Genomic DNA, 14,593 nt, shown 5'->3' with positions numbered 1-14,593 from the left:
GGGCTACACGTGCCAGAAAAAGAGAGTGGGCTTACGCCCACCCTTTCATTTGTTGCTCGTTACTTACGACGCCAAGTTGTACCATTAGGTCCATCTTCAAGCACAATTCCCATTTCGTTTAACTTATCACGCGCCAAGTCAGCATTAGCCCAATCTTTCGTCGCACGAGAATCATTACGTAGCTTGATTAAAGCTTCAATTTGCGCCGCATCTTCATCTTCCGCACTACCTTGGAAGAAAGCCTCAGGCTCTTGGTAAAGAATACCGATCACATCTGCCAACTCACGCATTAAGCTGCCCAAAGCGCTCGCATTGGTCATATCTTCACTCTTGAGTCGGTTGATTTCACGAGCCATATCAAACAGCACCGAATACGCTTCTGGCGTATTGAAATCATCGTTCATAGCAGCAGTAAAGCGCGTCACGTACTCTTCGCCCCCCGCGGCTGGCACGCTACGATCTAAACCACGCAGTGCGTTATAGAGTCGCTCTAGTGAAGCACGTGCTTGATTGAGATTCTCTTCACTGTAGTTTAATTGGCTTCTGTAGTGGCCTGACATCAAGAAATAACGCACTGTTTCTGCATCATAATGGCCCAAAACATCGCGGATAGTGAAGAAGTTACCGAGTGATTTCGACATCTTCTCCTTATCTACCATCACCATACCACTGTGCATCCAAGTGTTGACGTACTGGGTATCATGGGCGCAGCAAGATTGCGCAATTTCGTTTTCATGATGTGGGAATTGCAAGTCAGAACCACCACCGTGGATATCGAAATGGGTACCCAAAATTGATGAGTTCATCGCTGAACACTCGATGTGCCAGCCCGGACGGCCAGAGCCCCAAGGGGATTCCCATGTTGGTTCACCCGGTTTCGACATTTTCCAGAGCACGAAATCCAGCGGACTGCGTTTTGCCGCTTCGATATCCACACGTGCTCCCGCTTGGAGTTGATCAAGATCTTGCTTGGAAAGTTTACCGTACTCGCTGTATTGGCTCACTTCAAACATCACATCACCGTTATCAGCAACATAAGCAAAACCACGCTCAATCAGGCGCTCAACCAGAGCAATGATCTCTTCGATATAAGCCGTCGCACGTGGTTCAACATCGGGACGTTTGATATTCAGGGCATCGAAATCCGCATACATTTCTTGAATCAAGCGTTCTGTCAATGATTCGCACGTTTCTGCGTTTTCTGCAGCACGCTTGATGATCTTGTCATCGATGTCGGTGATATTACGCACAAAGGTAAGATCGTAGCCAAGGTAACGAAGATAACGAGCTACTACGTCAAATGAAACAAATGTACGCCCATGTCCGATATGACAGAGATCATAAATAGTGACTCCACACACATACATGCCCACTTTGCCGGCAACGATTGGTTTAAATTCCTCTTTCTGTCTTGTGAGTGAGTTATAAATCTTCAACATGATCTCTATCTGATTACCATCAAAATTATAAATGGCGGACAGTATAACAACTCAAAGATTACTAGGTCATCCATTTGATGTTTTGAATGCACAAAAAGTTAGGCTAAACTCTGGCTCTCAATGGATAAATGCGAAGGTAAAACTCATGATCACCCTGCATACCAATTTTGGTGACATCAAAATTCAGCTCAACTTTGAAAAAGCGCCAGTAACCAGCGCAAACTTTGAGCAATATTGCCGTGAAGGTTTCTACGACAACACTCTCTTTCACCGTGTGATTGACGGCTTTATGATTCAAGGCGGCGGTATGACTTCGGGACTGCGTGAAAAAGAGACTCGCGATCCTATTCGTAACGAAGCAAATAATGGTCTGAGCAATAAAGTGGGTACGATTGCCATGGCGCGTACCATGGATCCTCACTCAGCGAGCTCACAATTCTTCATTAACGTGAATAACAACACTTTCCTCGATTTTCGTTCTGAAAGTCGTGATGGTTGGGGTTACTGCGTGTTTGGTGAAGTGGTTGAAGGCATGGACATCGTTAATAAGATCAAGGGCGTGAGCACCGGTTCTTATGGCATGCACCAAGATGTCCCTCTAGAGGAAGTGGTGATCACTGGCACCACTATCGAAGCTTAATTTTACTCGGAGCGCTTAGGCGCTCCTTTTGCTGTGAAACATGCATACACTATTTATTTCCGATCTTCATCTCTCCCCCAAGCATCCTGATATCACCGCTTCCTTCATTCAATTTATGCGCGAAGAAGCCATCAAAGCTGATGCACTTTATGTCCTTGGCGACCTTTTTGATTTTTGGATTGGGGATGATGACCCAACCACCTTTGCCGAGCAGATTAAATCCGAGTTTCGCCAACTGACTCAACAAGGTGTGCCATGCTATTTCACTAAAGGAAATCGCGATTTTCTGGTTGGGAAACGGTTTGCTCAACAAACAGGAGTGCAGTTGTTACCGGATGAAGCCGTGATCGACTTATATGGGCAAAAAGCCGTCGTACTGCATGGAGATACACTCTGCACCCAAGATACACGCTACCTTGAATTTCGAGCCAAAGTACATCAGCCTTGGTTACAGCGATTATTTGGACTTCTTCCTTTTGCACTTAAGCAAAAGCTTGTCCGCAAAATACAGTCAGACATACGAGATGACAAACAACATAAGTCCATGATGATCATGGATGTTACACCCAGCGAAGTCATCGCGGTTATGCATCGATATAACGTAGATTTAATGATTCACGGTCATACACACCGCCCTGCAATTCACTCCATTCAAACCGATGACCAGACTCTCAAAACACGGATTGTGTTAGGAGATTGGTATAGCCAAAGCTCGATCTTGGTCTATTCTAAACTAACTGGCTACTCATTATTGTCGAGACCACTCATAAATATTGAGTAATCAATTAGTAATAACCATGTTCTTGACCAATACTTATCTCGGTAAACCCTTAAAATACTGACAAAAGAAACAACAACCCGAAAATAGGTAAATCTTTGAAGTACTCGTATGTCGCTAGACAACCCATATTGGATCGTGAAAAAAGCACCATCGGTTACGAACTTCTCTTTCGTGATGGGCCTAAAAACACGTTTCCAGACATCGATCCCGAGGAAGCCACTAGCCGCCTCCTTTCCGATCATTTCTTGACCGCACACTACAGCACTCTGGGTGATCTTCTTGGATTCGTAAACTTCCCTTATCAAAGTTTACTCAATATGGTGCCCACGCTGTTTCCGGTTAAAAGTCTGGTTGTCGAAATTCTTGAAGATTGCCCACCAACCCCTGAACTGCTCAGTGCTATCAAAAAAATGGCTCAGCTCGGATACAAAATTGCACTGGATGATTTTATCCCAAGCAATGATTGGAAAGCATTTCTACCTTATATCTCGATTATCAAATTTGATATTCGTCTCGTGCCTATCCCGAAAGCCAAGCTCTTTATCAATAAACTGCGCTCCATGAAAATTGAGTTTCTGGCCGAAAAAGTTGAAACCTACGAAGAGTTTGAACAGGCCAAGCAAGCGGGTTTCCACTATTTTCAAGGTTACTTTTTTAGTAAGCCTGAAATTATTCAGCGCAAAGCCCTGCAACCCTCTTTTCTGACCATTGTGCAACTACTTAAAGAAGTCGCGAAACCCGAAGTTGATTTTCGTGAAATTGAAACGATTGTCGCCAAAGACATTTCTCTTTCATATAAGCTACTCACGTTCGTAAACTCTTCAGCAACAGTGAGTTCAAAAATCCAATCTTTCCGTCAAGCGCTGGTCTATCTAGGGCAACAGAAACTCCGTAAATTCATTTCGCTCGTTGCGATTGCTTCAACACAAGATTCCAAACCAGACTATCTTTATAATCTTGCCATTCTACGCGCCCGCTTTTGCGAAATGCTCAGTGAACGAGTGCCGACAAACATTGCCCCCGGAACCGGATTTCTAACCGGTATGTTTTCTGTGCTAGACAGCCTACTTGATCAATCCCTTGATTCCATTGTGAAAGAAATGCCCATCGAGGAAGAAGTCAAACAGGCCTTAACTCAAGGCAGTGGCACTTTAGGGCAAATATTGGCATTGAATAAAGCTTATGAAATGGCGGATTGGGGGCAAGTTGTGACTCTTGGGCAAGCACTTAACCTTCCAAACGAGGCACCAACAGAATGCTATATCGAAGCCGTCAAATGGACAGCCGATCTTCTTGGTGTACAAACCTAAACTGGTAATTACGCTTACGGGCCGATAAACTCCATCTACCTACTCAACGTTTATCTTTTCTATGTCCTGTTATTGCGGAAATACTCAACCTTACTCGCAGTGTTGCGAACCTATTCATCTCAATCCTCACAGTGCTCAAGTTCCTGAACAGCTGATGCGAGCACGTTTTAGTGCCCATATTTTAAAGAATGTTGAGTTTGTGATTGAAACATACCATCCCTCTTGCCAAGCCAGTAATGAGCGTGATGCGATTAGCGAATCGGTACATAGCCATTGGCTTCGCCTTGAGATCATTTCGACCCAAATGGGCGCAACCCCTAACGAAGGTTTTGTTCACTTTAAAGCGTTTCTTGATCAAGAGGGTAAAGTGTTTTGCCTTGAAGAGCGCTCTCGATTTCTAAAAGAAAATAACTGTTGGTTTTATATTGACGGTGAATTTCCAGCCGCCATCAAACAAGGCCGTAACGACCCTTGTGCTTGCGGTAGTGGCAAGAAATATAAAAAGTGCTGTGGATAATAGAGTAAAGCCTGCATGCGCAGGCTTTCGCTTATTCTTGATCGACCATCCATTTCTTAAACGCTTTGCGTTCTTCTTTTGAGGCTTTGCTATACCAAAGTTGAAGTTGAGTCAGGTTATTTGATGATCCGACTACTTCTAATGGTTGAGAAGCTTCGCTCATAATAACTTGTGTCGTATTTTCAGATAGCTGAGCCTCATTAGTAACTACTTTCAGGTATCCGATCGCAGCAACCCCTCCATTTTGGTTATATTCTGTAGCTTCTTGGCTGTAATTTCTGCCCCATTGAACACCTGGATTGAGTAGTTTGTCTTCTACTAGAGCGACAGATTGCCCTTTTTCGTCAACAAGTTGCCACTCCATTGTTTGAATTTTCTCATTTGCTTCTTTTATATTGCGATAACTAGGAATCTTAAAGTGAAGAGTGGCATTTTCACTCTCAAATTTTGCAATAATTGTATCGCTATATACCTTCTTAACATCGTCACCATCATCGAAAGTAGGAATATAACGAAACACAATCTGGTTCGTGCCATCTTTAAGCATAATCGTTTTATCACCAAATAATCCGCCTTCAGATTTTGGTTTTTGCATATTTACAGAAAGTAAATCAATATTTTCTGGCACTTTTAATACTACATCGGCTAATGAGTGACCTGCTGAAAATGACAACAGAAGACCTAAAATCAGTGGGTTAAGTTTCATTATCTAACTACCTTGTTTCGTATAAAAATAAACACAACAACAATAATCACTTATCTTGCACATCACAATAAAAAAGCCCGGCAGCAGCCGGGCTTTCTCAATAAACGTGTTCGAGATCTTACCAGTAGATACGAGCACCGATACCAAAGTTATTAGCGCTGTCGACTTTCGTTGCTTTAACTTCTGCGTCAGAACCCTTGTTGGTGTAACCCAGAGTTGTACCATCGCCGTAGCCATACTCAGCATATACACGAGCCCAGCTTGCAAATTTGTATTCAACACCTAGGTAAACAAGAGTACCATCTTCATCTGCGCCAGTGTTCGCTTCTTGCATTACATACTCATAGCCAGCATACAATTTTGTCTTGTCAGCAACTTTGTATGTACCAGCAACAGAAATAGCGTCTTCATCGATCACTAGTGGGTTATTTTCTACATCTAGTTCTGCGTTGTAGTAAGTAACACCAATCAGTGCATCACCAATAGTGTACTCACCTGTCACTTCAAAGTAACTATTTGTTACGTCAGCTTTAATATCTGTGGTTGTTGTGCCAACCGTATTACTACCAACTTTGAATGCTTTATCACGGTTTTGACCACCACCAGCGTGCACAGCCAAATCACCAAATGTTGCACCTACATACAGTTCTGCTAGCTCTTGCTTTGCATTATCTTCTGGAAAACCGTAACCAGCTTTAACCCAGAAGCTGTCAGCTTCGTAAACATACTTGACTTGAGAATCGTGTAGTGCATCAGACAGTGTGCCGTAACGAAGACCTGTACCACCAAAGAAATAAGAGTAGTCAGCACCGTATACATCGTCAGATGTAGTCCATTGTTTACCAAAGCTAAACTTACCAAAATTAGTTTTTACACCAAGAATGTGGTTACGAACATACATATCGCCACTGTCTTTTAGTGCGAATTCCACTTTACCTTGTAACGCTAAGCTATCGTTAACGGTGTAGTTTGCATCAACACCAGCGCGCGAAGAACCAGAACCAATTGTTGGATCTTTATCTTCTAAGAATTTCAATTCTGTACGTAGCTGACCGTAAAAATCAACTGTGCCAGCATCTGATTTTAGAATTTCAGCTGCGTTTACAGAGCCTGCGGCTGCAAGCACTGCGAGTGCTAATAGAGTTTTTTTCATGTTAATCCACTGCCTTTTCTTAATATGGGAATTCCTTGTCCGGTTCCCTGTTTTTTGAAGGTGGTTTTCCAACTCTTTGTTTGGTCACCACCGCCATTAGATTCGTGGTTAAGATTGCAAAAGAATATTCTGCATGTCAAATACCATAAAAAAAACAAAGAAAAAAACATAAAACCTTAAAATTCAATAAATTACATTTATTTCATGATTTTTTTCGGCTTAGTTCTTAACAAAAACAGACGAAATCACAGGATTACAACCCGACAGAAAACCAGAATAAAACTCCAAAAATTAACATTTAAATGGCGAAATTAGGATATTAATAAAAATCAAACCTAGGATTTGGAGCTATATATTTTTTATAAAACAAAATAAATTTAAGTCTCTGAAGGTTCAGTTTTTATTTGTGAACAAGATCTAGATTTCTATTAAAAGCATACGATTTCGTGAAGTAGGTATCACTCAGTGATCTGTGCTACCATCGCGCCATCGTACTTTGGACACCTCTATGCTGACAAAAAACATTCAAGATTCCATTCGCAACAGTTATCAAAATCTACAAAATCAATTGGAAAATTTCATTCCTCGTCGCGCTCAAAATTTCCTAGTTGCCGAGATGGCCAAAACCCTTTGTGGGGCTTATCACAAATCGACTCAAATGTTAGTGGCCGAAGCAGGAACAGGCATAGGAAAGTCTCTCTCCTATTTAATGGCGGTTATCCCTGTGGCGGTGGTGAATAAGCGGAAAGTCGTGATCTCCACAGCCACAGTGGCTCTTCAAGAGCAACTGCTCAATAAAGACTTACCGCTTTATCGCAGGATCAGTGATCAAAACTTCTCATTTATTCTTGCGAAAGGCCGTCAACGTTATTGTTGTAGCGAACGTTTAGCCGCAGCCTGTGGGATTGATGATGGGCAAATCGCGCTATTTGAAAGTAAACCCAAACCTCATGAGACAGAGCTGCTTGCAGAGCTGCATACTGCCCTAAGCCAAGGGAAATGGGATGGTGACCGTGATGGCTGGCCAAGTCCGATTAGTGATGAATTGTGGTCAGTCATTGTCAGCGATAAACATAGTTGTAATGGCAGCTTTAGTGTTCATCGCCACTGTCCGTTTCAGAAGGCACGTTCAGAACTGGATAAGGCCGATGTGATTATTGCTAACCATAGTCTAGTGATGGCCGACGCGGACTTAGGTGGGGGCGTTATCCTCCCCGCACCCGAAGAAACGATTTATGTTTTTGACGAAGCGCACCATCTCCCTACGGTCGCGCGCGAGCATGCATCGGCAGCCGCGACGTTAAAAGGAGCCGCAAGCTGGCTAGAAAAGCTCAATCAATCCTTATCCAAGTTCACCGCTCTAGGTGATGAAAAACGTGCCGAGCGATTCGCTGAAGAGGCGCGCACGGCGATACAGTACTTAATCCCGACTTTGAATCAGTTACCCAAACAGTTTATGGCTGAACAATTTGTTGAGGGAATTTACCGTTTTGAGCACGGCGAGTTACCACAATGGCTGGCTGATGAGTCACAAGCACTTAGTAAGTCATCACAAAAAGCGATGCAATCTGTGAGTAAAGTAGCTGATTTAATTGCTGAAAAAGTAAAAGAAGGCGAACTTGCAACACGCATCGCTGAACCTGCGTTGGGCGAATTGGGGTTTTACGTACAACGTCTAGAAAACTTGACCCAAGTATGGCAACTGATGGCAAAACCTAACAAAGATAAAGGGGCCCCTTTAGCACGCTGGCTTGAAGTCAGTCCTGAACGAGAAGGTGACTATTTAGTCAGTGTTTCGCCACTCGAAATCGGCTGGCAACTGGATCAGCAGCTTTGGAGCCGCTGTGTGGGCGCGATATTAGTTTCTGCAACCTTAAGAGCATTAAATTCATTCGGCTTCTTCTGTCGGCAAGCTGGGATCAGTGACAAAGCGGAAGATGGAGTGCAATTTTTAGCTTTAGCCTCGCCATTTGATTACCCTACGCAAGGTGAATTGCTGATCCCAAAAATGGAAATGGAGCCACAAGCCGAGGGCTATACTGCCTATTTAGCCAAAAAAGTATTGTGTTATCTGCAAGCTGACAAAGCCAATTTGGTCCTCTTTGCTTCTTATTGGCAAATGCGTGAAGTGGCAGAGTCTTTAAAAGTCGAGTTCACAAAACGTGGTTGGGCACTGCAGGTGCAAGGTGAGAAATCTCGATCAGAAATTCTAAATAAACATAAAAAGCTGATTGAAAAACAGAAAACCAGTGTTTTATTTGGCACTGGAAGTTTTTCGGAAGGTCTAGATTTGCCCGGTGAACTCCTCGAAAATCTGATCATCACCAAAATCCCCTTTGCCGTTCCAACCTCTCCGGTAGAACAAGCACATGCCGAATATATTCAAGAGCTGGGCGGTAACCCTTTCATGCAAATTACCGTTCCTGAAGCCAGCAAAAAGCTCATCCAGTCTGTTGGGCGTCTACTGCGCAAAGAGCGAGATTCTGGTAGAGTGGTCATCCTTGATCGGCGGGTAGTATCAAAGCGTTACGGAAAAGCGTTGTTGGATGCCTTACCGCCCTTTAAGCGCACGATTGAATACTGATAATAACGATTAACTCACCACAATTAGGATTGCGCTTTTGATGGAATGGATAGAACCCACCACGATAATGGTGCTGGCTCTTGTTGCTTTTATTGCCGGATTTATCGATGCGGTCGCAGGCGGCGGCGGAATGTTGACCGTACCAGCGCTACTTTCGCTAGGTTTACCGCCTCATTTGGCTTTGGGAACCAATAAATTAGCTGCGACGTTTGCTTCATCAACCGCGGCATGGACTTACTATCGTCAAAAACTCTTTGATCCTGCATGTTGGAAACGCGCTTTTATTGCAACCTTGATTGGCGCCATACTGGGCACTTTGGCCGTTGATGCGATCAGCACGGATTGGCTACGTAAAGTACTCCCGCTGATTATTCTGGCTGCGGCTTTATATACGGTTTTACATCGCCCCCATCAAACGGAACAAAGTGTCACGCCTGAACCATGCCCTAAATTGCATCGCAAGCAGATCCTGCAAGGCATAGGGCTAGGATTTTATGATGGCTTAGCGGGTCCTGGCACTGGCGCGTTCTGGACGGTCAGCTCAATGGCGTTGTATCGCTTCAATATCCTGCTGGCTTCGGGACTTGCCAAAGCTATGAATTTAACCAGTAATTTCACCTCACTGGTGACTTTTGCCCTACTCGGTCATATTGATTGGCTGTTGGGTTTGACGATGGGAGTCTGTTTGATGGCGGGAGCGTACGTCGGAGCTCACTCAGCCATTCGCTTTGGAGCTCCGTTTATCCGTCCCCTATTTATTTTAGTGGTCACGATTTTGGCGGGGAAATTGGCTTATGACGCATGGTGGGTGGGATGATGGAGAGCTACAGCAAATTTCATACGATTCTCAACGAGCTCAAGCATTCTGCCGCCCAGCTCGACCGTCAACGTGGTGAACATCATCGCCCATTATTTGATGAGGTGTTATTCCATTGCCACGGAAAGCTATTAACACCTTGTGTTGAAGAAGCTCATTCAACACTGCAAGCCTTAATCCGTGAAAAAGAGAGTGGACGTTTGACGGCATTGCGCGCGGAATATTTATCTGAACGGCTACTTGCACAAATCGCTGCACTGACTCGTGAGCTTTCAACTCAAAATGTGCGTCGTAACGAACCGAAACCGCACGCTTATTTTAAAAAACCCATTAATGAGCTTTATCAGGAGCTGGCTCAACATCAAGATTGGGAACGGCGTTTGATGGATTTGGTGCGTGATAAAGCCCTGTTGCTTGAGCAAGCCTCGGCAACAGAAAAAGCGGCGGCTCAGCAAGCTCTGTTGCAATCCGAGCAGCGACTCAACCGCTGCCGTGAAGCAAAAATAAAAATTGAGAAACGAATTACCACTCAAGAGAGAAAAGCGTAAATGTCGACTCCATCGATTCCACTGAATGAAGCCTCTGATGAGATCAAACTCGCGGTCGATCTTATCTTTTTATTAGAGTCTCATGCGATTGAACCCCAGATCGCGCTTGCTGCGCTTGAGATCGTCAAACGCGATTTTGAACAAAAACTGGCAGACGCTGCAGTATCACCCAGCATTCAACCAAAAACCATCGCCCCCCTGTCAGACGAGTAACTCTCGTCTGACAACGCTTGGCCTCAGTTCACTTTAAACTGCCCGACGAGAGTTTGTTGTTCAAACGACAACCGCGCAATTTGCTCTCCCACTTTTTCGGATGCTTCCGTTTCTGAAAGAATTTGCGCACTTAAATCGCGAATATTGACCACGCTTTGAGTCACTTGAGCCGATACCGTCTGCTGATCTTGCGCAGCTTGCACGATTTGATGACTCATCTCGTTGATGGCATGAATCGCCGAAAACACTCGGTTGAGCTGAGTAACTGCATCCGCGACTTGCTCTGCCGTAGCTTGTGCGGTTTCATTGCTGCCTTGAATCGCTTTCACGACATCTTGCGTACCCAATTCAACTTTGTTGATAACGGACCGAATTTCACCAACAGAAGCTTGAGTACGACTAGCAAGGCTGCGCACTTCATCGGCAACAACAGCAAAACCGCGGCCTTGCTCTCCAGCTCGAGCCGCTTCAATCGCCGCATTTAATGCAAGCAAGTTGGTTTGCTCTGAAATGCCTTCAATCACACTTAAGATTTCAATAATCCCAGTGTTGTTGCGTGCTAACTCTTCCACGACAGGAACGGCAAGATTCATTCTGTCCACCAACTGGTTCATCTGCATCTGTGAATGGCGGATCACTTCATCCCCTGTTTGGGCAGCTCGCTGAGCATCGCTCGCCGCATTCACCGCACGCTGAGCATTCTCGACAACATGTGCTGAGGTTTGAGTCATCTCCTCTGCGGCGGTTGCCACACTGTCGACTTCTTTAAATTGCGCTTCGCTGCTACGGCGCGTTGATTCAACCGTACTTTTGACCTGCTCGGTGGTACTCACGACTTGTCCCGTATTATCCACAACTCGGCGGATGATCGGCTGTAACTTATCCATAAAAAGGTTAAAGCCCTGTGCCAGTTGGCCAATTTCATCGGCAGAATTCACCTGCAAACGCTGAGTTAAATCCCCTTCACCAGAGGAAATATCTTGTAATCGTTCAGCAACCGCTCGAATTGGTCTCACCAAACGCATCGCCATAAGAGCGACCACCAATAGCCCCACGACGACCATAAGCGTACCCACCATCAATTCACTACGAATGCCGCGCTCAAGTTGTTCTGTAAGTAAAATGTCCAGTTGTTCGGCATCTTGCATGACACTTTGACGTGGCATTTCAAAAATGATACCCCAGTTTTGATTCGCCACTTTGATAGGAGCAAAAACCACTAACCATTGTCCATCTTCACTCCATTGAGTGTTGACTTGCCCAGCCTGCAACAATGAACTCACCGTTGAGCGGCTGAGGTTCTCGCTTTGAAAAGTTTCGCCAAGGGTTAAAAAAGCAGCATCACTCGCCACTAACGCATTGTTTTCACTGACAATCGACACTTTACCTTGTCCATCAAACAGGTTGTTATCGGATTTTTGAGTGATACCAATCAAAGGCGCGAGCGTCAGATCAATGCCATAAAAGCCGATGGCGACACCATCAATCAAAATCGGCACAGACAGCGACGTGGCCAGATAGCGTCCCGTTTCAAACTCCACCATGCGCGGCGATGTAATACAGGGCGATGCTTGCTCAATCGGGCAGACAAAACGCTCCTTATTCGATTCTTCTGTGAGTTGCGCTTGAGTTAATACGCGGGAAATCACGTTTTGCCCATTTGCCGCCTTGGTCCAGTAGGCGGCAAACTGACCAATATCGTTTGAGCCAACATAATCTGCATTAACATAATTGGAATCTTCACTGTCGAGCATATTGGGACGAAATACCAGATAAGCGCCTTCTATGGTGTCAAAGCCAAGTACGGATTTACGCACCATTTCATCAAGCGACGTGCGTAACACCTCACTTTCACCGAAGTTTTCTTCTGAATTATTTTTCAAAAACAGAGCATTCGCGGCCAACATTTCCGCACGATATATCGCTTCACTGAGGTACTCTGAAATCTCTGTCGCGTTCAATAAAGCACCGGTTTGCAGCAGTTGCTGTGATTTATCAATGACAGACTCCGAACTTTGCAGCTTGGCGGTTTGCTGGCTCGCACGCGCGTTGTAGATTGAAAAACCGATTAAAGCGAGAGAAGTAAAAACCAGACAAAGCCCCGCAAGTAGTGTGATTTTCCACTGAACAGAAATTTGGCGCATACAACATCCTTATGTTTGCGTTTTAGACATGTATATCGAGTGATAAGGCTAAAAATAAGTCTATTGATTCTTTTAAACAACAACTTTGTTACCTTTTGCTTACTTTGTTGGTTCACTATTGAACCAATAATTCGCCGGACTTGAGATCCCGAGCTTAGGTGATAACATCAGTCCCAAGTCAACCAAAAGGAATCGCAATGAAAGTTATCAGCTTCAACATAAATGGACTCAGAGCCAGATTGCATCAACTGCAAGCGTTGATCGACAAGCATCAACCTGATGTGATTGGCCTACAAGAGATCAAAGTCCATGATGAGGCGTTTCCTCGTCAAGAAGTCGAGGCCATGGGCTATCAAGTCTATTTTCACGGTCAAAAAGCGCACTACGGTGTGGCCATTTTATGCAAACAAACGCCTGTCGAAGTGATCAAAGGCTTTCCAACCGACAATGAAGAACACCAAAAGCGCATGATCATGGCGACATTCGCTGATCAGAATGGGCAGAAGACCACCATTCTCAATGGCTATTTCCCACAAGGTGATAACGTCGAACACGAAACCAAGTTTCCTTACAAACGTCAGTTTTATCGTGATTTGATGACCTATCTGCGTGAACACCGCAGTAATTCAGAGCGTCTGGTCGTGATGGGTGACATCAATATCAGCCCACTCGATCTGGATATTGGTATCGGCGAAGCCAACCGCAAACGCTGGTTACAAACAGGTAAATGTTCATTTCAACCAGAAGAGCGTGAGTGGTTACAAACGCTTTTAGATTGGGGATTGGTCGATACTTTCCGCCAATTGCATCCTGACGTCAGTGACCAATTTTCGTGGTTTGATTACCGCTCACGCGGCTTTGAAGACAACCGTGGACTTCGGATCGATGTGATTTTGGCAACACCAACACTGGCTGAAACTTGTCAAGAGGCTGGCATCGATTATGAGTTACGTGCGATCGATAAACCTTCCGATCATGCGCCTATCTGGACAACATTCAAGTAATCGAGTGCTCTGACGGCTTACTTAAAAATCCCCATCGACATTGATGGGGATTTTTTATTTAGCTGCGAGGTTTTAGGTAGGCAAGAAAACGTTGTTCCGCCTGTTTAAAACACCACAAAATGATGAAAGTCAGCGCCATATAAAACAGCCCTGCACTCAAAAAAGCTTCAAATGGCGCATAGTATCGAGAATTGACTAATCGTGCCGCGCCAGTCAAATCCATGATGGTGACGATCCCTGCCACGGCACTGCCATGCAGCATAAAAATCACTTCATTACTGTAAGCAGGTAAGGAACGACGCAGCGCACTAGGTAAAATAATTCTTTGGTAAGTTTGAAAACGGCTCATACCATAAGCTTTGGCGGCTTCCACCTCGCCTTTCGGAAGCCCGTTGATCGCCCCACGGATAATTTCCGCCGTATAGGCCGAGGTATTTAAGATAAAGGCCACCAAAGCACAGAACCAAGCATGCTCCCATAAAGTATCTTTGACCGGAAACCACTGATCCATACCGTAATAAATCAGATAAAGCTGCACTAAGAGTGGCGTTCCACGCAGAAAATAGATGTATCCCCATGCCGGAAGGCTAAACCATTTTTGCTTGCTATTTCGGGCAATCGCCAGCGGAATGGCGCACAGCAAGCCGATTACGAGTGAAAGGCTCACTAGCCAGACAGTGGTCCAAAGTCCACTTAGGTAAATAGGCAAACTGTCGATAATCAGAGAAAAGTCCATC

At 44.7% G+C, this 14,593-nt stretch carries 14 protein-coding genes; 9 read left to right on the top strand and 5 right to left on the bottom strand.

Features of this window, described 5'->3' with window-relative positions:
• Positions 1 to 59: 59 nt before the first annotated feature.
• A complete protein-coding gene (gene cysS, locus T411_RS0101670; protein WP_000913180.1) occupies positions 60 to 1,439 on the bottom strand; it encodes a cysteine--tRNA ligase in 1,380 nt (459 codons plus the stop codon).
• Positions 1,440 to 1,584: 145 nt separating this feature from the next.
• Between cysS and T411_RS0101665 the strand changes: the two genes are divergently transcribed.
• The 4 genes from T411_RS0101665 to T411_RS0101650 all read left to right on the top strand — a co-directional run bounded on the left by T411_RS0101665 (position 1,585) and on the right by T411_RS0101650 (position 4,687).
• Positions 1,585 to 2,079, top strand: coding sequence for a peptidylprolyl isomerase (locus tag T411_RS0101665; RefSeq protein WP_000631302.1), 495 nt, complete (start codon positions 1,585 to 1,587; stop codon positions 2,077 to 2,079).
• Between the two features lie 40 nt (positions 2,080 to 2,119).
• Positions 2,120 to 2,860: a UDP-2,3-diacylglucosamine diphosphatase gene (gene lpxH, locus T411_RS0101660; protein ID WP_000557000.1), complete on the top strand. Its 741-nt coding sequence runs from the start codon at positions 2,120 to 2,122 to the stop codon at positions 2,858 to 2,860.
• Between the two features lie 95 nt (positions 2,861 to 2,955).
• On the top strand, positions 2,956 to 4,170 hold the full coding sequence (locus T411_RS0101655) for an EAL and HDOD domain-containing protein (RefSeq protein WP_001881603.1): 1,215 nt from the start codon (positions 2,956 to 2,958) through the stop codon (positions 4,168 to 4,170).
• A 61-nt stretch (positions 4,171 to 4,231) separates the two neighbouring features.
• Entirely contained in the window at positions 4,232 to 4,687 is a 456-nt protein-coding gene (locus T411_RS0101650; protein ID WP_001881606.1) for a YchJ family protein, read from the top strand.
• Positions 4,688 to 4,718: 31 nt separating this feature from the next.
• Here the strand turns inward: T411_RS0101650 and T411_RS0101645 are convergent, their stop codons facing one another.
• Positions 4,719 to 5,393 carry a DUF2057 family protein gene (locus T411_RS0101645; RefSeq protein ID WP_000773947.1) on the bottom strand — a complete coding sequence of 225 codons (675 nt, stop codon included), beginning with the start codon at positions 5,391 to 5,393 and terminating at the stop codon, positions 4,719 to 4,721.
• A gap of 118 nt (positions 5,394 to 5,511) precedes the next feature.
• Positions 5,512 to 6,546 (bottom strand): porin OmpT, encoded by a 1,035-nt coding sequence (gene ompT / locus T411_RS0101640; RefSeq protein ID WP_000751972.1) that lies wholly within the window; start codon positions 6,544 to 6,546, stop codon positions 5,512 to 5,514.
• Positions 6,547 to 7,054: 508 nt separating this feature from the next.
• Between ompT and dinG the strand changes: the two genes are divergently transcribed.
• From dinG to rsmS, 4 genes are read left to right on the top strand one after another with little or no spacing between them, the layout of a single operon-like run.
• Positions 7,055 to 9,130 carry an ATP-dependent DNA helicase DinG gene (gene dinG, locus T411_RS0101635; protein ID WP_000956389.1) on the top strand — a complete coding sequence of 692 codons (2,076 nt, stop codon included), beginning with the start codon at positions 7,055 to 7,057 and terminating at the stop codon, positions 9,128 to 9,130.
• Positions 9,131 to 9,170: 40 nt separating this feature from the next.
• Positions 9,171 to 9,947 (top strand): sulfite exporter TauE/SafE family protein, encoded by a 777-nt coding sequence (locus T411_RS0101630; RefSeq protein WP_001881611.1) that lies wholly within the window; start codon positions 9,171 to 9,173, stop codon positions 9,945 to 9,947.
• Positions 9,947 to 10,495 (top strand): primosomal replication protein, encoded by a 549-nt coding sequence (locus T411_RS0101625; RefSeq protein ID WP_001925011.1) that lies wholly within the window; start codon positions 9,947 to 9,949, stop codon positions 10,493 to 10,495. Before T411_RS0101630 ends, T411_RS0101625 begins: the two co-directional genes overlap by 1 nt.
• Positions 10,496 to 10,708 (top strand): pleiotropic regulatory protein RsmS, encoded by a 213-nt coding sequence (gene rsmS / locus T411_RS0101620; protein ID WP_000106914.1) that lies wholly within the window; start codon positions 10,496 to 10,498, stop codon positions 10,706 to 10,708.
• A gap of 23 nt (positions 10,709 to 10,731) precedes the next feature.
• Here the strand turns inward: rsmS and T411_RS0101615 are convergent, their stop codons facing one another.
• Positions 10,732 to 12,852 (bottom strand): methyl-accepting chemotaxis protein, encoded by a 2,121-nt coding sequence (locus tag T411_RS0101615; RefSeq protein ID WP_001249010.1) that lies wholly within the window; start codon positions 12,850 to 12,852, stop codon positions 10,732 to 10,734.
• A gap of 197 nt (positions 12,853 to 13,049) precedes the next feature.
• Here T411_RS0101615 and xthA point away from each other — a divergent pair, with 197 nt between their 5' ends.
• A complete protein-coding gene (xthA, locus tag T411_RS0101610) occupies positions 13,050 to 13,856 on the top strand; it encodes an exodeoxyribonuclease III (RefSeq protein ID WP_000864799.1) in 807 nt (268 codons plus the stop codon).
• A 58-nt stretch (positions 13,857 to 13,914) separates the two neighbouring features.
• On the opposite strand, the gene T411_RS0101605 is transcribed toward xthA, so the two are convergent.
• Positions 13,915 to 14,592 (bottom strand): ABC transporter permease, encoded by a 678-nt coding sequence (locus tag T411_RS0101605; protein ID WP_000347798.1) that lies wholly within the window; start codon positions 14,590 to 14,592, stop codon positions 13,915 to 13,917.
• Between the last annotated feature and the right edge of the window lies 1 nt (position 14,593).

Origin of the sequence: Vibrio cholerae ATCC 14035 (genome assembly GCF_000621645.1) — a bacterium.
Classification (GTDB): domain Bacteria; phylum Pseudomonadota; class Gammaproteobacteria; order Enterobacterales; family Vibrionaceae; genus Vibrio; species Vibrio cholerae.
Note: the sequence above shows the minus strand (reverse complement) of the source record. Positions and strands in the feature narration are given on the sequence as shown.

Bases quoted from the DNA above. Each gene is read 5' to 3' on its own strand.
- T411_RS0101665 (WP_000631302.1), top strand. From the start codon at position 1,585: ATGATCACCCTGCATACCAATTTTGGTGACATCAAAATTCAGCTCAAC.
- T411_RS0101615 (WP_001249010.1), bottom strand. From the start codon at position 12,852: ATGCGCCAAATTTCTGTTCAGTGGAAAATCACACTACTTGCGGGGCTT.
- T411_RS0101625 (WP_001925011.1), top strand. From the start codon at position 9,947: ATGGAGAGCTACAGCAAATTTCATACGATTCTCAACGAGCTCAAGCAT.
- T411_RS0101645 (WP_000773947.1), bottom strand. From the start codon at position 5,393: ATGAAACTTAACCCACTGATTTTAGGTCTTCTGTTGTCATTTTCAGCA.
- xthA (WP_000864799.1), top strand. From the start codon at position 13,050: ATGAAAGTTATCAGCTTCAACATAAATGGACTCAGAGCCAGATTGCAT.
- T411_RS0101650 (WP_001881606.1), top strand. From the start codon at position 4,232: ATGTCCTGTTATTGCGGAAATACTCAACCTTACTCGCAGTGTTGCGAA.
- dinG (WP_000956389.1), top strand. From the start codon at position 7,055: ATGCTGACAAAAAACATTCAAGATTCCATTCGCAACAGTTATCAAAAT.
- T411_RS0101605 (WP_000347798.1), bottom strand. From the start codon at position 14,592: ATGGACTTTTCTCTGATTATCGACAGTTTGCCTATTTACCTAAGTGGA.
- ompT (WP_000751972.1), bottom strand. From the start codon at position 6,546: ATGAAAAAAACTCTATTAGCACTCGCAGTGCTTGCAGCCGCAGGCTCT.
- T411_RS0101630 (WP_001881611.1), top strand. From the start codon at position 9,171: ATGGAATGGATAGAACCCACCACGATAATGGTGCTGGCTCTTGTTGCT.
- lpxH (WP_000557000.1), top strand. From the start codon at position 2,120: ATGCATACACTATTTATTTCCGATCTTCATCTCTCCCCCAAGCATCCT.
- cysS (WP_000913180.1), bottom strand. From the start codon at position 1,439: ATGTTGAAGATTTATAACTCACTCACAAGACAGAAAGAGGAATTTAAA.
- rsmS (WP_000106914.1), top strand. From the start codon at position 10,496: ATGTCGACTCCATCGATTCCACTGAATGAAGCCTCTGATGAGATCAAA.